Source organism: Pseudomonas sp. NPDC089743 (genome assembly GCF_044748785.1).
In the GTDB taxonomy this organism is placed as follows: Bacteria; Pseudomonadota; Gammaproteobacteria; order Pseudomonadales; family Pseudomonadaceae; genus Aquipseudomonas; species Aquipseudomonas putida_X.
This window is the reverse complement of the sequence record NZ_JBIVGS010000002.1, coordinates 666,244-687,872: the sequence shown is the minus strand read 5'-3', so window position 1 is coordinate 687,872 and position 21,629 is coordinate 666,244. Positions and strand designations below refer to the sequence as shown.

At 63.7% G+C, this 21,629-nt stretch carries 21 protein-coding genes; 8 read left to right on the top strand and 13 right to left on the bottom strand.

The window, feature by feature from the left end:
* The first annotated feature begins 11 nt into the window (after positions 1–11).
* Positions 12–1,295 (top strand): Zn-dependent hydrolase, encoded by a 1,284-nt coding sequence (locus ACIPZC_RS06690; protein WP_400625730.1) that lies wholly within the window; start codon positions 12–14, stop codon positions 1,293–1,295.
* 213 nt (positions 1,296–1,508) lie between these two features.
* On the opposite strand, the gene ACIPZC_RS06685 is transcribed toward ACIPZC_RS06690, so the two are convergent.
* A complete protein-coding gene (locus ACIPZC_RS06685; RefSeq protein WP_400625728.1) occupies positions 1,509–2,474 on the bottom strand; it encodes an MBL fold metallo-hydrolase in 966 nt (321 codons plus the stop codon).
* Between the two features lie 62 nt (positions 2,475–2,536).
* Positions 2,537–3,103: a lipocalin family protein gene (locus tag ACIPZC_RS06680; RefSeq protein ID WP_400625726.1), complete on the bottom strand. Its 567-nt coding sequence runs from the start codon at positions 3,101–3,103 to the stop codon at positions 2,537–2,539.
* Between the two features lie 207 nt (positions 3,104–3,310).
* On the opposite strand from ACIPZC_RS06680, the gene ACIPZC_RS06675 reads away from it, so the two are divergent.
* On the top strand, positions 3,311–4,123 hold the full coding sequence (locus ACIPZC_RS06675) for a crotonase/enoyl-CoA hydratase family protein (RefSeq protein WP_400625724.1): 813 nt from the start codon (positions 3,311–3,313) through the stop codon (positions 4,121–4,123).
* Positions 4,124–4,156: 33 nt separating this feature from the next.
* Entirely contained in the window at positions 4,157–4,987 is an 831-nt protein-coding gene (nudC, locus tag ACIPZC_RS06670) for an NAD(+) diphosphatase (protein WP_400625722.1), read from the top strand.
* 73 nt (positions 4,988–5,060) lie between these two features.
* Here the strand turns inward: nudC and ACIPZC_RS06665 are convergent, their stop codons facing one another.
* From ACIPZC_RS06665 to ACIPZC_RS06640, 6 genes are all read right to left on the bottom strand, one after another.
* Positions 5,061–5,543, bottom strand: coding sequence for a hypothetical protein (locus ACIPZC_RS06665; RefSeq protein WP_400625720.1), 483 nt, complete (start codon positions 5,541–5,543; stop codon positions 5,061–5,063).
* Positions 5,544–5,885: 342 nt separating this feature from the next.
* Positions 5,886–6,665, bottom strand: coding sequence for a TSUP family transporter (locus ACIPZC_RS06660; protein ID WP_400625718.1), 780 nt, complete (start codon positions 6,663–6,665; stop codon positions 5,886–5,888).
* A 196-nt stretch (positions 6,666–6,861) separates the two neighbouring features.
* Positions 6,862–7,692, bottom strand: a complete 831-nt coding sequence (locus tag ACIPZC_RS06655) for an alpha/beta fold hydrolase (protein ID WP_241803319.1) — start codon at positions 7,690–7,692, stop codon at positions 6,862–6,864.
* Between the two features lie 171 nt (positions 7,693–7,863).
* Positions 7,864–9,225, bottom strand: coding sequence for a glutamine synthetase family protein (locus ACIPZC_RS06650; protein ID WP_400625716.1), 1,362 nt, complete (start codon positions 9,223–9,225; stop codon positions 7,864–7,866).
* 9 nt (positions 9,226–9,234) lie between these two features.
* On the bottom strand, positions 9,235–9,786 hold the full coding sequence (locus ACIPZC_RS06645) for a helix-turn-helix domain-containing protein (protein ID WP_400625714.1): 552 nt from the start codon (positions 9,784–9,786) through the stop codon (positions 9,235–9,237).
* Positions 9,779–11,068, bottom strand: coding sequence for an NAD(P)/FAD-dependent oxidoreductase (locus ACIPZC_RS06640; RefSeq protein ID WP_400625712.1), 1,290 nt, complete (start codon positions 11,066–11,068; stop codon positions 9,779–9,781). The genes ACIPZC_RS06645 and ACIPZC_RS06640 overlap by 8 nt, the downstream gene beginning before the upstream one ends.
* Positions 11,069–11,202: 134 nt before the next feature.
* Between ACIPZC_RS06640 and ACIPZC_RS06635 the strand changes: the two genes are divergently transcribed.
* The 3 genes from ACIPZC_RS06635 (at position 11,203) to ACIPZC_RS06625 (ending at position 14,393) form a co-directional block, all read left to right on the top strand.
* A complete protein-coding gene (locus tag ACIPZC_RS06635) occupies positions 11,203–12,090 on the top strand; it encodes a LysR substrate-binding domain-containing protein (protein WP_241803323.1) in 888 nt (295 codons plus the stop codon).
* Between the two features lie 93 nt (positions 12,091–12,183).
* Positions 12,184–13,293: an agmatine deiminase gene (aguA, locus tag ACIPZC_RS06630; RefSeq protein WP_400625710.1), complete on the top strand. Its 1,110-nt coding sequence runs from the start codon at positions 12,184–12,186 to the stop codon at positions 13,291–13,293.
* Complete coding sequence (locus tag ACIPZC_RS06625; RefSeq protein ID WP_349974497.1) at positions 13,293–14,393, top strand: extracellular solute-binding protein; 1,101 nt, start codon at positions 13,293–13,295, stop codon at positions 14,391–14,393. The genes aguA and ACIPZC_RS06625 overlap by 1 nt, the downstream gene beginning before the upstream one ends.
* Positions 14,394–14,443: 50 nt before the next feature.
* Here the strand turns inward: ACIPZC_RS06625 and ACIPZC_RS06620 are convergent, their stop codons facing one another.
* The 4 genes from ACIPZC_RS06620 to yegQ all read right to left on the bottom strand — a co-directional run bounded on the left by ACIPZC_RS06620 (position 14,444) and on the right by yegQ (position 17,860).
* Positions 14,444–15,442, bottom strand: a complete 999-nt coding sequence (locus ACIPZC_RS06620; RefSeq protein ID WP_267822640.1) for an alpha/beta fold hydrolase — start codon at positions 15,440–15,442, stop codon at positions 14,444–14,446.
* A gap of 75 nt (positions 15,443–15,517) precedes the next feature.
* On the bottom strand, positions 15,518–15,955 hold the full coding sequence (locus ACIPZC_RS06615; RefSeq protein WP_400625707.1) for a YqaA family protein: 438 nt from the start codon (positions 15,953–15,955) through the stop codon (positions 15,518–15,520).
* The gene (locus ACIPZC_RS06610) at positions 15,955–16,383 is read right to left on the bottom strand and encodes a DUF411 domain-containing protein (protein ID WP_400625705.1); all 429 of its coding nucleotides are present in this window, start codon (positions 16,381–16,383) and stop codon (positions 15,955–15,957) included. The genes ACIPZC_RS06615 and ACIPZC_RS06610 overlap by 1 nt, the downstream gene beginning before the upstream one ends.
* Positions 16,384–16,498: 115 nt before the next feature.
* On the bottom strand, positions 16,499–17,860 hold the full coding sequence (yegQ, locus tag ACIPZC_RS06605; protein ID WP_400625703.1) for a tRNA 5-hydroxyuridine modification protein YegQ: 1,362 nt from the start codon (positions 17,858–17,860) through the stop codon (positions 16,499–16,501).
* Between the two features lie 130 nt (positions 17,861–17,990).
* Here yegQ and ACIPZC_RS06600 point away from each other — a divergent pair, with 130 nt between their 5' ends.
* Positions 17,991–19,055: an AI-2E family transporter gene (locus ACIPZC_RS06600; protein WP_400625701.1), complete on the top strand. Its 1,065-nt coding sequence runs from the start codon at positions 17,991–17,993 to the stop codon at positions 19,053–19,055.
* Between the two features lie 27 nt (positions 19,056–19,082).
* Here the strand turns inward: ACIPZC_RS06600 and ACIPZC_RS06595 are convergent, their stop codons facing one another.
* Positions 19,083–21,149 carry a TonB-dependent receptor family protein gene (locus tag ACIPZC_RS06595; RefSeq protein ID WP_400625699.1) on the bottom strand — a complete coding sequence of 689 codons (2,067 nt, stop codon included), beginning with the start codon at positions 21,147–21,149 and terminating at the stop codon, positions 19,083–19,085.
* A gap of 229 nt (positions 21,150–21,378) precedes the next feature.
* Here ACIPZC_RS06595 and ACIPZC_RS06590 point away from each other — a divergent pair, with 229 nt between their 5' ends.
* Positions 21,379–21,627: a response regulator transcription factor gene (locus tag ACIPZC_RS06590; protein WP_241803332.1), complete on the top strand. Its 249-nt coding sequence runs from the start codon at positions 21,379–21,381 to the stop codon at positions 21,625–21,627.
* Positions 21,628–21,629 lie beyond the last annotated feature (2 nt).

The window sequence follows — 21,629 nt, the reverse complement described above, 5'->3', positions numbered from 1 at the left end:
AGACCTAACCCATGACCCCAGCCCAACAAGCCCTGCAATCGACTGAACAGCATGTGAACAGTGAGCGCCTGTGGCAATCGCTGATGGACCTCGCCCGCCTCGGTGCCACACCCAAGGGCGGTGTCTGCCGCCTGGCGCTGACCGACCTCGACCGCCAGGCCCGCGACCTGTTCGTCGAGTGGTGCGAGGCTGCCGGTTGCAGCGTCAGTGTCGATGCCGTCGGCAATATCTTTGCCCGCCGGCCAGGGCGCAATCCCAAGCTGCCACCGGTGATGACCGGCAGCCATATCGATACTCAGCCCACCGGTGGCAAGTTCGATGGCTGCTTTGGGGTGATGGCGGGTCTTGAGGTGATCCGTACCCTCAATGACCTGGGCATCGAGACTGAAGCCACGATGGAGGTGGTGGTCTGGACCAACGAGGAAGGCTCGCGCTTTGCGCCCTGCATGATGGGCTCGGGGGTGTTTGCCGGCAAATTCACCCTGGAGGAAACCTTGGCCAAGCGTGATGCCCAGGGCGTGAGCATGGGCGAGGCGTTGACCGCCATCGGCTACGCCGGCCAGCGTGCAGTGCTTGGCCACCCGGTCGGCGCGTATTTCGAAGCCCATATCGAGCAGGGGCCTATTCTTGAGGACCAGGGCAAGACCATCGGTGTGGTGCTTGGCGCGCTGGGGCAGAAGTGGTTCGACCTGACCTTGCGTGGCGTTGAAGCCCATGCCGGCCCTACGCCGATGCACCTGCGCAAGGATGCACTGGTCGGCGCTGCGGCGGTGGTAGAAGCGGTCAACCGGGCCGCGCTGGGCCATCAGCCGCATGCCTGTGGCACGGTTGGTTGCCTGCAGGCCTACCCCGGTTCTCGCAACGTGATCCCGGGCGAAGTGCGCATGACCCTGGACTTTCGTCACCTCGAAGCCCAGCGGCTGGACTCGATGATCGCTGACGTGCGCGCTGTGATTGAGACCACCTGTGCCAAGCATGGGCTGAGCCATGAATTGACCCCCACGGCCGACTTTCCGGCCCTGTACTTCGACCGCAGTTGCGTCGATGCCGTGCGTGACTCGGCGCGGACACTGGGCTTGCCGCACATGGACATCGTCAGTGGGGCGGGGCATGACGCGATCTTCCTGGCCGAGTTGGGGCCGGCGGGGATGATCTTCGTGCCGTGTGAAAACGGCATCAGCCATAACGAAATCGAGAACGCCACCCCGCAAGACCTGGCAGCGGGCTGCGCGGTATTGCTGCGCGCCATGCTGGCGGCGTCGGAGGCGATCGCCAGCGGGCGGCTGGCGGCGTGATGCCTTGAAACGGGCTGCCTCGCCGGCTAACCGGCGAGGCAGCCGCTGGAGGGTCACTCAGCGGCCTTCAGGCCAACGCCTCTCGGCTGCTGCTGGCCACCTTGGTGTGGCGCAGCGTCGGCGAAAGCGAATATTCCATTTTCGTTAAAGAAAAAATAACGCTTTCACTCGCTGGAATTGTTGGTTAGTGAAGCGTGGTGCCGGTGTGATTGGCTAAACGTCCGTGACCCGACCCAGGCACCCATCGCGCCCGATGTGGTAACGCTGCAGGTCCTGGGCCAGAGTCAGGTTGCCGCTGTAATGGGCCTGCGCCTCTTCCCTGACCTGGTCGATGCACGGGCTGCGCCGCGGGTCTGCCTGATAGCGGGCACTGAAATGTGTGAGCACCAGGTTGCGCACGCCGGCCGTTTCGGCAAAGCGCGCCACGGCGGCCGCGCTGCTGTGGCCGAAGCTGACCCCTGTGCGCTCGATGACCGGTTGGGTGAATGTCGCTTCGTGCACCAGCACGTCAACGTCTTTCGCCGCTTCGGCCAACAGGTCGGGGGTGTCGTTGTCGCCGCAGACGATCACCCGCCGTGCCGGGCGCGAGGCGCGCAGGTAGTCGCGGCCATGCAGCACTCGCCCCGCGTGCTCGACCGTCTGGCCCTTGGCAAGCTCGCCCCACAGCGGGCCGCGGGGGATACCTTCGGCATCCAGGCGCTGCACGTCAAGGCGCGGTTCGGGGTTCAACTCGGTGAACACGAAAGCCACGCTGGGCACCCGGTGCGAGAGCTGTACGCTGCTGACCGCCAGGGTATCGCTGCGCCATTGATCCCGTTGCTCGACCGCGAGCAAACGCAGTTCGAACGGCAGGAAGGTATCGCTGGCGGCCAGGCTCAGGCGCACCCAGTCGTGCAAGGCTGCCGGCAGCACCAGGTCCAGCGGTGCCGTGCGCCCGCTCATGCCCGCGCTGGCCAGCAGGCCTGGCAGGCCGAAGCAATGGTCGCCGTGCACATGGGTGATGAAGATGGCGCGCAGGTCGCGGACCGACAACGGCGTGTGCAGCAGTTGATGCTGTGTACCTTCGCCGCAATCGACCAGGTACCAGTGGCTGCCGCTGGCTTCGATCACGGCAGTGGCGCTGACATTACGCGCTTTGGTGGGCACCCCGGCCGAGGTGCCCAGAAACAGCAGGTCCAATGACTGACTCCAAGTCTGAGTGGGCACTCACCAAAGCCCGATTGAATCGGGGCATCGATGAATCAGGGGGTTACTGCATCATCGCCCTGCCGCCAGATCAGCTCGCTGGTGTCGTAGCCCTGTTTCTTGGCAATGGCCAGCATCTGCTCACGGGTCTGGTCGTTGATCACTGGGGTACGCGACAACAGCCACAGGTACTCGCGGTTGGGGTGCCCGACCAGTGCTACGCGGTAGTCCTTGTCGTGGTACAGCACCCAGTATTCGCCCTTGGTCAAACCTGGCGCCAGGCGGCTGAACCAGTTGTCGAAGGTGACCCACAGCTTGTCGGTCTTGCCCGGCTGCTGGGCTTCGGCGATGCCTTTGGCCTCGTTCCACTGGCCGTCCTTTTCCTTGCAACGGTTGGTCACATCGATACGACCGTCTTCGCGCAAGCCATAGTTGGCTTCGGACTGCACGCAGTTGCGTTGGAAGAACATCGGCAAGCGCGCTTGCTCGTACCAGGTGCCTTGGTAGCGCTGCAGGTCGACCTGCTGGGTGGTCGGTGGCGCGCGATGCTCATCGCTCGAACCGGCGCAGCCGGCCAGGGCCAGTGTCATGCAGGAAACAATCAGGGCTGTACGCATCGCCATGGCAAACCTCTTGGGAAGGGATGAAGAGCTTACCTGTGTTTCGATGCGTGTGAGGGGCAAAAGTTGTACGCTTTTTTCGTGCCGGGCAAAGCTATGACGGCGTGGCCCGGGCAACCCCTCGGCAAGTCCCGGTTTTGGCACAAGTACGGCAACCGGGCTGGGTTACCATCCGTGCCGTTAACCTTTTCCCCCGCAGGAGAGCAGCCCGTGACCGAGTACAGCGCATTCAAGGTCGAACTGACCGACAACATCGCCCATGTGCAGATCAATCGCCCTGAAAAGATCAACGCCATGAATGCTGCCTTCTGGGAAGAGATCGTCGATATCTTCCAGTGGATCGACGACACCGATGCAGTGCGCGCCGTGGTCATCAGCGGCGCGGGCAAGCATTTTTCTTCGGGTATCGACTTGATGATGCTGGCCTCGCTGGCCGGCCAGATGGGCAAGGACGTTGGCCGTAATGCGCGCCTGCTGCGCCGTACCATCCTGCGCCTGCAGGCCTCCTTCAATGCCGTGGACAACTGCCGCAAGCCGGTGCTGGCGGCCATCCAGGGCTACTGCATTGGCGGTGCCATCGACCTGGTGTCGGCCTGCGACATGCGCTATTGCAGCGCGGACGCGCAGTTTTCGATCAAGGAGATCGACATGGGCATGGCCGCAGATGTCGGCACCCTGCAACGTTTGCCACGCATCATCGGCGACGGCATCATGCGTGAACTGGCCTTCACCGGGCGTAATGTTGCGGCCGACGAGGCGCTGCGCATCGGCCTGGTCAACCGGGTCTATGATGATCAGGCTGCGTTGCTCGACGGGGTCTTTGCCATTGCCCGCGAGATTGCCGCAAAATCACCGATCGCTGTGGCGGGCACCAAGGAGATGCTCAGCTACATGCGTGACCATCGCATCGACGATGGCCTGGAGTACATCGCCACCTGGAACGCTGCCATGCTGCAGTCCGAAGACTTGCGCGTGGCTGTGGCGGCCCATATGAGCAAACAGAAACCGACGTTCGCCGACTGACCGGGCCGGGGGACGCAGTAAAGGAACCCCGACATGTCAGCACGCTGGACTAGCGCAGTACTCGACCCGCAGATCACCGGTGGCTGGGCTGTCGCCCGCAGCCCGGAAGGGTTTCTGGTGGACGCCAATGGCGCGCTGTTCCCCCGCGACTGGCTCAAGCGGCAGGACCTGGATGTGCTGGCCGAGCACGGTATCGGCCATTTCGACGGCGAGCCGGTATTCTTGCTGGAACTGCGCAGCGCTGCCGAGGTGCCCGGTTGCGGCTGGCGCGGCCTGCGGGCGTTCATGCTCGAAGGCGATTTCGATCTTTACAAGGTGCTTGGCTACGCCGCGCAGATCGGCACCTGGGCGCGCGAACACCGGTTCTGTGGCAGTTGCGGCCAACCGATGACGCAGATCCGCTGGGAGCGGGCGATGTACTGCCAGCCTTGCGACCTGCGCAGCTATCCACGCATCTCGCCGAGCATGATCGTGCTGGTGACCCGTGGCGACGAGATCCTGCTGGCCCGGTCGCCGCGCTTCGTCACCGGCGTCTACAGCACCCTCGCAGGCTTTGCCGAACCGGGCGAATCGGCCGAGGATTGCCTGGTGCGGGAAGTGCGTGAAGAGGTGGCGGTCGAGGTCAGCAACATCCAGTACGTCGGCAGCCAGTGCTGGCCGTTTCCGCACTCGATGATGCTCGGCTTCCACGCCGAGTATGCCGGTGGCGAGATCGTCATGCAGCCGGACGAGATCGAAGACGCCAGGTGGTTCAACGTGCACGACCTGCCACCACTGCCGGCCGGGCGCTCCATCGCCCGGTACCTGATCGATCTGTATGTGGCCCGGCGATTGGGCTTGCCTGAGCCCGTCCTGCCTCGTTGAGGGCGCTTGGGGTAGTGCCAGGGGGTATGCCTGACCTGGTATTTTTGTCAGTTTCAGACTTCACTGCGCCCGCTTAGCATTCAGTGGTACTTGACGGATCGATGCCACTGTTGGCGCAGGAAGCCTTATGAAACCCACCGTCCGCGAGCATGAACAGGAGACGTTGCGTAATAGTTCGATCGGGCGCGCCCTGGTAGATACGGCGATGGTCCATGAGGCTATCGGTATCGAAAAGCGCATCAGCGCACAGGCAAGTGTCGAGGCGCCTCAGGGTGAGTCGCCCATCGTCACGCTCCAAGGCAGCGGGCATGTCATCGTGACTGCCGCCCATGCCACCGAGTCCTTTCGTGAAGGCCGGTTTCGCATTTCCGACGGTGGCGGGACGGCTGCCCTGGCACACATGCTCAATCGGCTCGCTTCGGCAACGGTGCTTTACACCCAGTACCGCTCGCCGTCCGACCCGAACTATTACGATGACAATGAATTCAAGGAAACGCTGGCTGAACTGATTGACCGCCAGAGGCCGATGGTGGTCCTGGATATTCATGGCAGTCATGACTTCAGGCCCTACGATATCGACATTGGCACGCTCAATGGCAGGTCTCTGCTGGGTGATGCTTCATTGTTGCCGGCCCTGCTCGACAGCCTTCAGCAGGAAGGCATCGGCAACTTTTCGGATAACTACTTCAGCGCCCAGACGCATCAGACCATTACCCGATTTGCTTGCACCCGGGGTGTGCCCACCATTCAGCTGGAAATCAGCAGCACCTGGTTGCGGCCCTCGGAGGGGGGCATGATGGCTCACCGGTTCGCGCAGTTGCTGCAGGGGCTGGCCCGCTATGCAAGCGCTGTCGCTGCGCTCGAATGGGGCCAGCAAGGCGCCGACCCAGGCCCTGCGTCAGGCCTGGCCGAACCAGTGCTGCCAGGCCAGGCGTGCGGTCAGCGCCAGGACCACGGTGATGAATACCGGGCGGATGAACTTGCTGCCGCCGCTGATCGCCGTGCGTGCGCCGAAGAACGCGCCGACCATCACCGACAGGCCCATGCACAGGCCGACGATGTAATCCACCTGCCCGGAAATGACGAACACCGTCAACGCCGCGATGTTGCTGACGAAGTTCATGCTGCGCGCCACGCCGCTGGCACGGACCAGGTCAATGGGGTAGAGCAGCAGGGTGCTCACGGTCCAGAAAGCACCGGTGCCGGGGCCGGCCACACCATCGTAGAAGCCCAGGGTGAAGCCCTGCGGGAATTGCCACTTCTTCTTGATCGGCGCATCGGCATCCAGCGGCGCTTTGGGCGTACCCCCGAACAGCAGGTAGAGGCCGCAGGCGAAGACGACTACCGGCAGCATCTTGTTCAGCCATTCGGCCGGCATATAGTGGGCAATGACCGCGCCGATCAGCGCGCCGACCAGGGTGGCGAGCAAGGCCGGGCGCCATTGCGCCGGGTGGAAGAGCTTGCGTTTGTAGTAGGTGAAACCCGCGGTAGCCGAGCCGAACGTCGAGCTCAGCTTGTTGGTGCCCAGCACCAGGTGCGGCGGCATGCCAGCGGTGAGCAGTGCCGGGGTGGTGAGCAGGCCACCTCCGCCGGCGATGGCGTCGATGAAACCGGCGACGAAGGCGACCAGGGCGAGGATCAGTAAGGTGAGCGGTTCTACGGTGAGTTCGAAGGGCATGGGTGTCTGGCAGGCAGGGGGCGGCAAAATGCCGCGCTAGAGGGGGCAACATGGTAATCCCGGGCGGGGTGGGTTGCCAGTGCCGGCCTCATTCACTTGGCAAGCCCGCCCTCATAGGTTCTGCACAGTGGCCAAGGCCGGCGATGGTCCTGTGAAAGCCGCCTTGCCAGCGATGAGGCCAGCGCGGACGATGGCGTCAGCTTCGGATGAAGGCCAGCAAATCCGCATTGATCACATCGGCGTGGGTCGTCGGCATGCCATGCGGGAAGCCCTTGTAGGTTTTCAACGTGCCATTGGGCAGCAGCTTGGCCGACAGTGGGCCTGAGTTTTCATAGGGAACGATCTGGTCATCGTCACCATGCATCACCAGCACTGGCTGCTGGATCTTCTTCAGGTCTTCGGTGAAGTCAGTCTGGGAAAACGCTACGATCCCGTCGTAGTGCGCTTTGGCGCTGCCGATCATGCCTTGGCGCCACCAATTGGCAATGACCCCTTCGGCAGGCTCGGCGCCTGGCCGGTTGTAACCGTAGAACGGTCCGCTCGGCACATCGCGGTAGAACTGGGCTCGGTTACCTGCCACCTGTGCCTGGAACCCGTCGAACACTGATTTGGGCAAGCCTCCTGGGTTGTCCGGGGTTTGCACCATCAACGGCGGCACGGCGGCGATCAGCACCGCTTTGGCCACCTTGTCGCCTGGGTGGCGGGCCATGTACCGTACCACTTCGCCGCCTCCGGTGGAGTGGCCGACATGCACCGCACCCTGGATCCCCAGATGCTCGACCACGGCGGCCACGTCATCGGCGTAGTGGTCCATGTCATGGCCGTCCCATACCTGGCTGGAGCGGCCGTGGCCGCGGCGGTCGTGGGCGACGACACGGAAGCCTTGGCCAAGGAAGAACAACAGCTGCGCGTCCCAGTCGTCCGCACTGAGCGGCCAGCCGTGGTGGAAGTGGATGACCTGCGCATCGCGCGGGCCCCAGTCCTTGTAGAAGATCTGAACGCCATCCTTCGTGGTCACGTAGCTCATGGTCGAGTCTCCTCAGTGCAGGGGGATTGCCAAGTGAGCTATTCAGAATAGGAGAGTTTTCTGTCTTGTCAGTACCGGCCTCATCGCCGGCGCAGCCGGTGCCAGGCACCGCGAATTCAGCGGGCTCACCTTACGTGAGCCGGCTTGCCGACGATGTGGCCAGTATCTGCCTCAAAGAAACCACCGGTACTCCCGGGCACTCACCTCCTGCATGAACGCCAGGTGGTCCTGGCGCTTGTTCTCGCAATACACCATCACGAACGCTTCCCCCAACCCTTCATTCACAGCCGGGTGCCCACGCATGGCTGCGACGGCGCCGAGCATGTCCTTGGGGAAGTCGACCCCGCTGGCGCGATCGTCATTGAGCGGCGCAATCGGCTCCTGCGCGGCATTCAGCCCATGCTCCATGCCGCACAAGATGGCCGCCAGCACCAGGTACGGGTTGGCATCCGCCCCCGCCAGGCGGTGCTCGATACGCACATTGCACGCATCCGACTCGGGGATGCGGATGCATGCGTCACGGTCTTCAAAGCCCCAGCTGGCACGGCTGGCGGCATTGACCATGGCCCCATAACGGCGAAACGCATTGTGGTTGGCGGCGAATATCGGCATGCAGTGCGGCAGCAAGGCCAGGCATCCGGCCACTGCATGGCGCAGCGGGCGCTGCTGGTCAGCCGCCAGCAGGTTGTTGCCGGCCTTGTCGTACAGGCTGACATGCACGTGCATGCCGCTGCCGGGCGCCTGCAGGTAGGGCTTGCTCATGAACGAGGCACGTAGCCCGTGCTTGAGCGCCACGCCGCGGGTACTGCGGCAGAACAGGGCGGCCCAGTCGGCGGCACGCAGGCCGTCATCGCAATGGCCGAAGTTGATTTCGAACTGGCCGGGGCCGAGTTCGGCGGTGATGACGTTGGCGTCGATCCCTTGCGCGTTGGCGGTTGCGACCATGTCGCGCAGCACGTCGCTGAACCGCGACAGCCGTTCGATGTGCATGTTGGGCTGGTCGTCCGCGTCATCGCTGAACGGGTCCCGCGGGAACTGCGGTAGCCCCTGCTTGAGTGCCCGGTCGAACAGGTAAAATTCCAGCTCGAATGCCACGACCGGGCGAATGCCGCGCCGCTCCAGGCGCTGCAGTACCCGGGCGAGCACCTCCCTGGGCTCGAACTCGATTGGCGCGGCGGTGCCGTCGGAGCTGATCAGCAGCTGGCCCAGCGGTTCGCGCTCCCAGCTCACCGGTTTGAGTGTGCCGGGCACCAGGCGCCGCGGGGCGTCCGGGTCGCCGTCGCTGAAGCAATAGTCGCCAATGGGGAACAGCCCGCCTTGCACGCCCAACAGCACGCAGTTCTGCGGCAGTTTCAACGGGCTGCCAGCGGCAACCTTTTCGAGCATGTCGATGGGGTAGCGCTTGCCGTAGAAATGCCCGGGGATGTCCAGGCTCAGCAGGTCGACATGGCGCACCTCGGGGTAACGGGTGCGGAAGGCACGTACTTCACTGAGCAGATCGGCAAAGCCTGTCGTTGTCGTTGTCGTTGTCATGCTGTGCTCTCATCGGAATACCCAGAGGACGCGGGTCGCCTGGTCGGTCAGGTTGGCGTAGCGGAAGTGGCTGTGCGGGGGGAGCTGAAAGCTGTCGTTGGGGCCGAGTGTGACGGCGTCCGGGTGGCCATCCAGCCACAGGGTCAGCGCGCCTTCGAGAACGAACCCGCCTTGCTCGGCGCTGTCGTCCAGGTGCCCCTCACCACTGCTGGCACCGGGCGCCAGGTGGCTTTCAAGCATGGCAAAGCGGCCGTTGAGGGTTGGCGAGACCAGCACGTCGCTGATGCCCTCGGCGTAGTAGATCGTGCGCCGTTCGCCGGGGCGGGTGACCCAGTCGAGTTCGCGCGGCTGGCTGGCCTGGTAGAAATAGGTGGTGGGTACGTGCAGCGCTTCGCTGATCGCCGTGAGGTCGGCCACGGTCGGCTGCGACAGGCCGCGCTCGACCTGGGACAGAAAGCCCAGCGAGCGCTTGACCTTGATCGCCAGCTCGCCAAGGGTCAGCCCGCGGTGCTTGCGCAGGCCACGAATCAGCAGGGCCAGGCCCTGGGCGTCTTCAGACATGGTCGCGCATCCGGTACCAGGCCTTGGCTGCAGCCTCCAGCGGGGCAGCCAACAGGTCGCCGCCCGGGAAGCGGCCATTGTCGATGCCTTGGTACAACGCCAGCAGGTCGTCGTCGCCCAGGATCGCGTCGCTGACCGCGCGCGCCGCGGCCAGGGTCGGCAGCACGCCATGGCCGGAAAAGCCCTGCAGCCAGTAGCGCTGGCCGTCACGGCCGATGTCCGGGGTGCGCTGGATGCTGCAGTCGATATGCCCGCCCCAGGCATAGTCGATGGCAACGCCCGCCAGTTGTGGGAACACACGCTCAAGGTAGGGGCGGGTGGCGCTGGCCACGTCCTTGGGAATACCGCCCAGGTAGGTGCAGCCGCCGCCGAACAGCAAACGGTGGTCAGGCGTGAGCCGGAAGTAGTCGGGTACGAACTGGTTGTCGATCACGCAACTGTTGCGTGGCAACAGCGACCGGGCGAAATCCGCCTCCAGTGGCGCGGTGGCCACTTGATAGGAGCCGACCGGTAGAAGCCGGCGCGACAGGTTGCGGTCAAGGCGGTCGATGTAGGCGTTGCAGGCCAGCACCAGCACATCGCCGTGCACGTGGCCGTGGCCAGTGCGGGCGATATAGCCATTGGCGTTGCGCTGGTAGTCGAGTACCTGGCTTTGCTCGAAAATCTGCCCGCCGGCAGCCTCGATCGCGCTGGCCAGGCCTTGGGCCAGTTTCAGCGGGTTGAGGTGCGCGCCCCGGGCGTCATACAGCGCAGCCTGGTAGCGCGGGCTATCGATCCACTCGGGCAACTCGTCACGACCGATCAGGCGCAGGGCGTCGTAGCCCCATTTCTGTTCGGCATCGAGCAGGGCCTGTTCCAGCCGTTTCACCCGGCGTGGCAGCACCGATGTCCAGAGGCTGCCGGCCCGGTAATCGATATCGAAGCCGTGACGCTGCGGCAGTTCACGCAGTTCGTCGGCAGCCCAGCACATGCTGGCCCACAGGCGTTGGCTGCGTTCCACACCCAAGGCTTTCTCGATCGGCGGCATGTCGCATGACCAGCCCAGCAGCGCCTGGCCACCGTTGCGCCCGGAGGCGGCCCAGGCCACCCTGCTGGCTTCCAGCAGCGTCACACGCTTGCCGGCCAAAGCCAGGCGCAGGGCCGTGTGCAGGCCGCTGAAGCCGGCACCGATGAGGATCACATCGGTGTCGTGCCGGCCTTGTAAGGTAGGGCGCAAGGGGATGCTGGCGGGGTAGGTGCGTGCGTAGTAACTGGCGACGTGCTGGGCGGATTGCTTGAACATGCCTTGGCCTCGTGAAATTTTTTATGATTATTTTCATGAAAATTTAGCAGTTGATTTTCATCGCGCCAGTCGAGTCACGTTGGCGCTATGATCGGGTGGCCCTACAGAAGCCCACGCACCTGCCAGGACTACCTATGCGCCGCCTGCCTTCCCTGACTGCCCTGCGTACCTTCGAGTGCGCTGCCCGCCACGGCCACTTCGGCCGCGCCGCCGCCGAACTGTGTGTGACTGACAGTGCGGTCAGCCACCAGATCCGCCAGCTCGAGGAACAGCTTGGGGTCACTTTGTTCGAACGCGTTGGCCGCCAGGTGCGGCCCAGCGCCGAGGCCGAGCGGCTGTTGCATCACCTGCAGCAGGCCTTCGAGCTGATCGGCAAGGCCTGTGACGAGCTGCGCGACCCGGCATCGCAGGCGGTGCTACGGGTGGCGGTGACTGCCGAGCTTGCACAGAAATGGCTGGTGGCGCGGCTCGCCGACTTCAGCGGCCGTTACCCGCACATCACCCTGCACCTGCTCGAGCAGCCGATCGCCGCAGGGGCCCCGGCCTTGGATGTCGACCTGGCCATCACCTATGGCACCAGCACACTCGACGCCAGTACCCACTTCGTCAGGCCCTTGCCGCTGTTGCAGTTCTTTCCGGTGTGCAGCCCTGGCCTGTTCAACCAGGGCGGCCTCAAACGCCCACGCGACTTGGTGCGCCATTGCCTGTTGCACGACGACCAGGACGGCCGGACCTGGACCACCTGGCTGGCTACCCATGCCGACGATGCCCTGCCCACGCGCCAGCTCTACTTCCCGCATGCGGCGCTGGCACTGGAGGCGGCGCTGCTGGGGCAGGGCGTGGCCATGGGGGACAACCTGACCTGCCAGGCCGACCTGCAGAGCGGCAGGTTGGTGCGGCCTTTCAGTGCCAGCGTCACCGCGCAAGGGCAATACGCACTGGTGTGCGAGCGCTTGCGCCTGGAACGGGCTGCAGTGGCGCACTTCATCGAATGGTTCATCGAACAGTTGGGTGATAGCTGAATTGAATTCAGCTATCGCTGAGTTTTCATCGTTGGAAGCGTCAGGCCAGCCAGCGTAGCGTGCAGTCATCACTCACCGACACGAGGTTGACCCATGGCACGTTCGCTCACCACCACGCCCAAGGCCGATGGTTTCCGCTTGCCTGGCGAATTCGAGCCCAAGGCAGGCTGCTGGCTCGGTTGGCCCGAGCGGCCAGATGTGTGGCGCAATGGCGCCAAGCCGGCACAGAAGGTCTGGGTCGAAATCGTCAGCGCCATTGCGTCCAGTGAACCGGTCACGGTTTGCGCGTCCGCTGCCCAGTACGCCAATGCGCGGCGCCTGCTGCCGGCGCAGGTGCGGGTGGTGGAGATGACTTGCAACGACACCTGGTTCCGAGACAGTGGCGCGTGCTTCGTGGTCAACGACAACAGCGGCCAAGTGCGCGGCGTGGACTTTGAATTCAATGCGTACGGTGGCTTGGACGGCGGTCTTTATTACCCGTGGGACAAGGACGACCAGATCGCCCAGAAAATGCTCGAAATCGAAGGTTTGGACCGCTATCGCGCGCCGTTGATTGCCGAACTTGGCGGAATTCAGAGCGACGGCCAGGGCAGCCTGCTGACCACTGAGCAGTGCCTGCTCAACCGTAACCGCAATGCCCACCTGGGCAAGGAGGAGGTCACGCGCCGGCTTGAGGACTACCTGGGCGCCGACCAGGTGATCTGGTTGCCGCGCGGTTGCAAGTTCGACGAAACCGATGGCCATGTCGACGACCTGGCGTGTTTCGTGCGGCCGGGTGAAGTGGTGCTGCAGTGGACCGACAACCGGAACGACCCGCAGTGGGAGATCTACCAGGAGGCGTACGACATACTGCGCAGTACCCGCGATGCCCGCGGGCGGGAGTTGAAGGTTCACAAACTGCCCCAGCCCGAGGTGCTGCAGTGGACGGCCGAGGAAGCTGCCGGCCTGGACCAGGTCGAAGGCACTCACGTGCGCAAGGCCGGCACGCAGATCTGTGCGTCGTATATCAACTACTACGCCGGCAACACGGCCATCGTCGTGCCGCTGTTCGGTGACCGCAATGACAGTGTTGCTCAAGCCACCCTGGCCGAGTTGTTCCCTGGCCACCGCATCATTGGCATTGAGAACTCGCGGGAAATCCTGCTAGGTGGCGGTAATGTCGCCTGCATCACCATGCCGCAATATGCCGGAGGCCGTCGCTGATGAAACCGACCCTGCTGGCGGCTGCGCTCGCGCTGGGCTGCGCGGTGTCGGCGGCCCAGGCGGCCGACGCAGAGCAGCCAACCGTCAACCTGTATATCTGGGGCGAATACCTTGCCCCGGACACGCTGACCAACTTCGAGAAGGAAACCGGCATCCGTGTGGTTGCCGACCACTTCGACTCGCTGGAAACCGCAGAGACCAAGTTGCTCACCGGCGGCAGTGGCTACGACGTGGTGCTCAGTGCCGGCCAGCACCTGAGCCGGGCGATAGCCAGCGGTGCGCTGCAGCCTTTGGACAAGGCGCAGCTACCGCACCTGGCGGGTATCGGTGAGGAGTTTCGCCAGCACATGGCGATGTACGACCCTGGCAACCGTTATGCCGGGACCTACGCCTGGGGTACCACCGGCGTGGGTTACCAGCAGCAGGCTGTGACGGCGCGCATGGCTGACGCGCCGGTAGGCAGCTGGGCCATGCTGTTCGACCCGCACGTGGTGGCCAAATTCGCCGACTGTGGGGTCAGCCTGCTCAACGACCCCAACGAGGTGTTCGCCGCGGTGATGCGCTACATGGGCCTGGACATCAATCAGCAGCGCCTGGAGGACCTGAAAGCTGCAGAACTGCAACTGCGAAAAATTCGGCCGTATATCCGCTACTTCGACAACGACCGCAATATCAATGACCTGGCCAACGGCGAAACCTGCGTGGCGATGTCGTGGAACGGCAACGTGGCGATCGCCCAGGCCCAGGCGCAGCAGGCGGGCAAGGCGTTCAACCTGGCGTACAGCATCCCGCAGGAGGGCACGCTGATCTGGCTGGATGCATTGGTGGTGCCCAAGGATGCCCCGCATCCCCAGGCAGCCTGGAAGCTGCTGGACTACCTGATGCGGCCAGAGGTGATTGCGCCGATTACCGATACCATCCATTACGCCAACGCGATCACGGCGGCGGACGGGTTGGTGGACCCGCAGATCCGCAACGCGCCTGGCACTTATCCGCCGGCGCAGGTGAGGGCACGGTTGTATGGCAAGAACGACAACGGCAAGGCGTTCAACCGTGAACTGACGCGAGCGTTCAGCCGGCTGAAAAGCGGCAGGGGTTGACCGGCACCGCTCGCCGGCCCACAGGGGCGCATAGCGCCCCTGCTAACGCTTCAGCGCCCAAGCCAGTCGATCAGGGTGGTGTTGAAGCGCCGTGGCTCCTCGATCTGCGGTGCGTGCCCCATGCCCTCGAAGGTCACCAGCTCGCCTTGGGGAATCAGCTTGGCCACGTGCGGCCCCAGCTCTTTGTACTTGCCCAGCCGCGCCTTGACCTCGGGCGGTGCGATGTCGCTGCCAATGGCCGTGGTGTCCTGGTCGCCGATCAGCAGCAGGGTCGGCATCTTCAAGTCTTTGAACTCGTGGTACACCGGTTGGGTGAAGATCATGTCGTAGATCAGCGCCGAGTTCCACGCCACGGCTTCATGCCCAGGGCCCTTGTTCAGCCCCGCCAGCATCTGCACCCAACGCTCGTACTCAGGTTTCCAGCGCCCGGCGTAATAGGTCTTGCGCTCGTATTCACGCACGCCGTCGGCATCGAGCTTGAGCTCGCGGGCATACCACTGGTCGACCGTGCGGTAGGGCACGCCGAGGGCTTTCCAGTCTTCCAGGCCGATCGGGTTGACCATGGCCAGGCGCTCGACCTGTTGCGGGTACATCAAGGCGTAACGGGTGGCGAGCATGCCGCCGGTGGAATGGCCGAGGATGATCGCTTGCTTGACGCCCAGGTGCTCCAGCAGGGCATGGGTGTTGCTGGCCAGCTGCTGGAAGCTGTATTGGTAATAGCCTGGCTTGCTTGAAGTGCAGAAGCCGACCTGGTCGGGCGCGATGACCCGGTAACCCGCCTGGCTCAAGGCATCGATGGTGGTTTCCCAGGTGGCGGCGCAGAAATTCTTGCCATGCATCAGCACCACGCTGCGGCCGTTGGCCTGGCCTTTGGCAGGCACGTCCATGTAGCCCATCTGCAGGCTCTGCCCCTGGGACTGGAAGTCGAAATGCTTGAGGGGGTGGGGGTAGCTGAAGCCTTCGAGCTGCTTGCCGTAAGTGGGGGATTCGGCGGCGATGGCAGGGGCGCCGATGAGGCAGGCCAGGGCCAGGGCGGTTGCGCGTAGCATGGGGGCACTCCGTGTAGGACCATGTAGGAATTGGCGACTGTAACAGCCGTAAAGGCACCTTAAACGTTAAAGGTGTTACCAGGCATGAAACCAACCCAGGGTAATCACCGCTAAGACCAGGTAACGCCCGCCCTTGGCCAGGGTTACCAGGAGTAGGAAACGCCAGAACGGCTCACGCATGATCCCGGCAATCAGCGTCAACGGGTCGCCGATCACCGGCATCCAGCTCAGCAGCAATGACCATTGCCCCCAGCGCTGGTAGCGCTGCTGGGCACGTTCCAGTTGGCGGGCGCTGAACGGGAACCAGCGCTTGTCGCGCAAGTGTTCGATGGCCCGCCCCAGCAGCCAGTTGACCACCGAGCCCAGCACGTTGCCCAGGGTGGCGACCAGCAACAGGGTCAGCCAGGCGCCAGGTTGGCGCAGCAGCAGGCCCACCAGCACCGCCTCCGACTGCCGCGGCAGCAGGGTGGCGGCGCCAAAAGCGCTGAGAAACAGCGCCCAGAGGCTCAGCATCAGTAGTTGGCGACAACGCTGTCCTGGCCATCGCGGGTTACCCCGATGACCTGATAGGCGTCCTTGCGATCCCCCATTTCCATGCCTGGCGAGCCCACCGGCATGCCGGGCACGGCCAGGCCGATGAGGTCGTTGCGCTTGGCCAGCAGGCGCACCTGCTCGGCCGGGACATGGCCTTCGACGAACTTGCCGTCGATCACCCCGGTGTGGCACGAAGCCAGCCGCGGCGCCACGCCCAGCCGCTGCTTCACGGCACTCATGTTCGGCTCGACATGGTCGTTGACGGTGAAGCCGTTGTCACGGAGGTGGCTGATCCAGGCCTTGCAGCAACCGCAGTTGGGGTCGCGGTAGACGTCGATGGTTTCGCCAGCCTGGGCCAGCCCGGTGATGGCCAGCAGGCCGAGCGCGATCAGGTGTTTATGCAGCATGGTCAAACGACTCCTGTGGTCAGGCAGGCGCCGGCCCGCCATGCAAATGAGCTGCAGGATAGCGCAGGCGGCTTTCAGGCGCGATGTACGCTGGCATGATCCTCACCAGCAGCTGTCAGCTGGCTGAACCGGACATTACATTTTTGTCAGCCAGTTCGTCCTGGCACAGGTCGCGCATCAGCAAGCCGTATTCCAGCGCTACCTGCTCCGGGATCGGCAGGTAGACCACATGGCCGTCCCCGGGCGCCACGTCGATGGCCTGCTGCTGGCGGCCGTACAGGTTGTGCAGGTCGAAATGATAATTGCCGCGCGGGGTCATCAGCTCCAGGTGATCGCCTACTGCGAAGCGGTTCTTCACCTTGACTTCGGCACGGCCGTCCACCCGGGCACCGGTCAGTTCGCCGACGAACTGCTGGCGCTCGGACAGCGAATTGCCCCGCTGGTAGTTCTGGTATTCGTCATGCACATGGCGACGCAGGAAACCTTCGGTGTAGCCCCGTTGGGCCAGCGATTCGAGGTTATCCATCAGGGCTCTGTCGAACGGGCGCCCGGCGGCGGCATCGTCTATGGCCTGGCGGTACGACTGCACGGTACGGGCGCAGTAGAAGTGCGACTTGGTGCGGCCTTCGATCTTCAGGGAGTGCACGCCCATGGCCGCCAGCCGCTCGACGTGCTGGATGGCGCGCAGGTCCTTGGCATTCATGATGTACGTGCCATGTTCATCTTCGAAGGCGGGCATCTCGGTACCGGGGCGGTTGCTTTCGTGCAGCAGGAACACCTGATCGGTCGGTGCGCCCAGGCCCAATGTCGGCTCGACCTCGCGCACGATGTCGCCGGCCGCGTTTTCAGTAGCTGGGGTGGCGTTGTACTTCCAGCGGCAGGCGTTGGTGCATGTGCCCTGGTTGGCATCGCGCTTGTTGAGGTAGCCCGACAGCAGGCAGCGGCCAGAATAGGCCATGCACAGGGCGCCGTGGACAAACACTTCCAGTTCCATGTCCGGCACGTGCTGGCGGATTTCGCCGATTTCTTCGAGTGACAGTTCCCGCGACAGGATCACCCGGCTCAAGCCCAGGCGTTGCCAGAACTGCACGCTGGCCCAGTTGACCGTATTGGCCTGTACTGAGAGGTGTACAGCTATCTGCGGGAAGTGCTGGCGCACCAACATGATCAGGCCGGGATCGGACATGATCAGTGCATCGGGCGCCATGTCGATCACGGGCGCCAGGTCCTTGAGAAAGGTCTTGAGCTTGGCGTTGTGCGGCGCGATGTTGACCACCACGTAAAAGCGCTTGCCCCGTGCATGAGCCTCCTGGATGCCCAGCGCCAGGTTGGCATGGTCGAATTCGTTGTTGCGCACCCGCAGGCTGTAGCGTGGCTGGCCGGCGTAGACCGCGTCGGCGCCATAGGCGAATGCATAGCGCAGGGTCTTGAGGGTGCCGGCAGGGGCCAGCAATTCAGGCTTGGCAGGAGCGTTCATATGTGCACCGGGACAAAAGGCACGGATGGTAAGGCCCGCATGCGGCGGATGAATTGATTTGAATCAACACCGGGGTGGCACTTTTGCCCGGGTAGTGTGCACTAACGTCCAGCACTCACGAGGAACCGCCATGAACCAAACCGCTTTGCAGAACAAGGCCCTGGCAGTATTGCTGGCGCTGGTGACCATTGCCTTCGGCTGGATCCTGCTGCCGTACTATGGCGCCATCTTCTGGGCGGTGATCCTCGGCATCCTGTTCGCGCCACTGCAGCGGAACCTGCTGATCCGCTTCGGCAGGCGACGTAACCTGACGGCGGCGACCGCCTTGCTGATTTGCCTGTTGGTAGCCATCTTGCCAGTGATCGTCACCAGCGCCTTGCTGGTGCAGGAGGGCGCTACCCTTTACCAGCGTATCGAGAGCGGGGAGCTGGATATCGCCGGCTATGTCGAGCGCGGCATGAACATGCTGCCGCCTTTCTTGCAGCACAGCCTGGACAGCATGGGCATGGGCAACCTGGAAGGGTTGCGCGACAAAATCACCAAATGGGCCACCCAGGGCAGCGAGATACTGGCCACTCAGGCCTTCAGTTTTGGCCAGGGTACCTTCGAGTTTCTGATCAGCTTCGGCATCATGCTCTACCTGCTGTTCTTCTTTCTGCGTGAGGGCGCAGAGGTGGCGCGGCGGGTACGCCTGGCCGTACCGCTGCCAGAGCACCAGAAGCGCCGCCTGCAGTTGAAGTTCAACCGTGTGGTGCGCGCCACGGTCAAGGGCAATGTGCTGGTGGCGATCACCCAGGGCGCCCTGGGCGGTTTCATCTTCTGGGTACTGGATATACCGAGCGCACTGGTCTGGGCGGTGCTGATGGCGTTTCTGTCACTGCTGCCGGCAGTGGGCGCGGGGATCATCTGGGCACCGGTGGCGGCGTATTTCCTGTTGACCGGGGCGATCTTGCAGGGGGTGATCCTGACCGCCTTCGGCGTGCTGGTGATTGGCCTGGTGGACAACCTGTTGCGGCCGATCCTGGTGGGCAAGGATACGCGGATGCCCGACTACCTGATTCTGGTGTCCACCTTGGGTGGGCTGGCCGTATTCGGCCTCAACGGGTTCGTGATCGGGCCGCTGATCGCGGCGCTCTTCATTTCCAGTTGGGGGATTTTCGCCGCGACCAAACCGCAGGTGCAGTTGCCTCAATAGGGGGCTGCCGCGCAGCCCATGCCGGCCTCAACGGAAACTGTATGAAACCCCGGCATAGACGCCAAACCCTTCCCCAGGCGTCGACCGGGCAATGTCCTGCCCGGCATCGTCGTACCCCGGCGTGACTGTCGCCGCATAGCGTTCGTTGGTCAGGTTGCGCAGGTCAAGCCAGGTCTGCCAGTCCTGTTTCGGCGAGTCCCAGCCCAGCCGCGCACCGAGCAGTGCATAGGCATCGGCGTGGTAACTGTTGGCGTAATCGACTTGCACCTTGGACGCCATCTGCGTGTTGACCCCGGCATAGAAGCCGCTTGGCCAGTCGTAGCGCAGTTCGGCCTGGTAGTAATGCATGGGAATCCCAGGCAGGCGGTTGTCGCCGAAGGTATCGTCGTCCCGGTAGTGGAAATCGCTGAACGTGTAGGCCTGGCGCAAACTGAGCTTACCCGTGCCAGGGTGCTCCCAGAGGGTGCTGTCCAGGCCGGCCTCCACGCCTTGGTGCACCGTGGCGCTGGCATTGACCTCCTTGGCCGGGAGCCCCGCCTCGATTTCGACGGCCAACAGTTCATGGCGCACTTGCGAGTAGTACCAGGCCAGGTCCCAGCGGCCCAGCGCCGAATCGCCGCGCGCGCCCAGCTCCAGCGTGGTGGCGGTCTGGTTTTGCAGTTCGATCGGCTGCGTGGCGACCGTGGAGCTCCAGATCAGTGACCATGGGTGGGGTGGCTCCACGGACCGGCTCAGGTTGCCGTACACCTGCAACTGCGGGTCGATGTCATAGCGCAGGCCCAAGCGCGGTGCATAGTCCCAGTCATGTTGGCTCACCTTGCCGCCATCCTGCGGATAGGTGACCGCACTTTCACGGCGTGTGTAGATCATCGCCAGGCCAGTGGTCAGCCACAGGTCAGGGATCAGCTCCAGATCGTTGCCGACGTGCAGGACGGTATCCGACCCCTGGTAGCTGAAATCGCGGCTGCGTGCGCCGAAGTTGTCGCCCGTGCTGCGGGCGAACTGCGATGCGCCGCTGTTGGGTAGGTGCTTGGTGGTTCGCCAGCCCACGGTGGTGTTGCTCTGGTGGCCCAGCAGGGTGTCGCGGCGTATGTAGTTCAGCGTGCCGCTGACATCGGTATAGGCGACCTTCAGGCGCATCGGGCCTTCACGCAGGTCCATGGGGAAGTCGTGGTACACCAGCCCGGCCTCCACACGGGCATCGTCCTCGAGGTAGAAGGTGGTCTTGTTGGCCACCCAGGTGCTGCCCGGTTGCGGCCGGCTGTCGTCACGCGCCAGGTAGGCGGCGTTGGCGGCACGAGGGTGGTGCTTGATCTGGTCCTTGGTCAGGCGCCCGGCCAGGTCGTTCTCGGTTTCCCGGTAGCGCAGGTAGAAGCGCGTCTCCAGGTTGGGGTTGAACCGATAACCAACGTTGGCTGCGATGCCTTTGGCACTGCCGCTGCTGTGCGCCTGGTAGCCGTCGTATTCCGAGTCGGTGAGTGCTACGTAATAGTCGAGGTTGCCCAAAACCTGACCAGAGCTGATGTGCCTGTGCTGATAGCCACGGCTGCCGGCCTCGTAGCGCACCTGCAACGGTGCGGCATCGTAGCCGGTATGCGTTACGTAGTTGATTGCGCCGCCCAGCGCCAGCGCGCCCTGATCGAAGCCGTTCGCCCCTCGCAACACGTCGGCGCGGCTCAGCCACAGCGGCTCGAACAGCTCGTAAGGGGTACCGCCCGGGCCAGTCAGCGGCAGGCCGTCGAACAGCGTGTACACCCCTGAACCGTGTGCCCCGGGTGCACGGTTGATGCCTGAGCCGCGGATGGACAGCTTGATGCCATCGTTACCGGCCGACTGGGCGAACACCCCCGGCTGGTAGGCCAGCACGTCCTGGTTGCTGGCCACCCGTCCTTGCCCCACGCGCTGCATGTCCACCAGGTTGCTGGCGCCAGGCACTGCCTGCAGACGCTCGCGGGCGTCTTCCAGTTCGCTGTGTGCTTCGTCACTGATCAGCACCTCACCCAGCTCGACCGCAGGTGCGGCAGACACGTGCTGGGCGACAGCGAAAAGGGCCGCAAGGCCAATGCAGGGCGAGGGGGGCAACACGGGGCGCATCGTACAACTCCAGGTGAAAAGGGTAGGCAACGGCGTTGTGACGAGCGAAACGCCGCGCAGAGCACGGAGAGTTTCAGTTAATTGAAAGCAGCCATTGAGGACGAGTGTGTAGGACGGCGGTTTACAAAGCGTATGAATGGCACGGGTGTTTTGCGATTCGTATGGTGGAGTCCTACCGCGTCAGTCCCATAGCTGACGTGAACTGGCCATGATTGTTTGGAGTTCGGTGATGAAAGCCAATACGCGACAGAGCGAAGGTAGCCAAGTGGATACGCCTATTCGCCTGACCCCGCGAGAGCAGCAGGTATTGCTGTGGTGTGCCTATGGCAAGAGTTCGTGGGAAATCGGTCAGATCCTGCAGTGCCAGGAATCGACGGTGAATTTCCATGTGGGCAATATCCTGCGCAAATTCGATGTAACCACTCGCGTCGCCGCCGTGATCAAGGCCATTCGCTACGGCATGCTCGCAGAGCAGTGAGG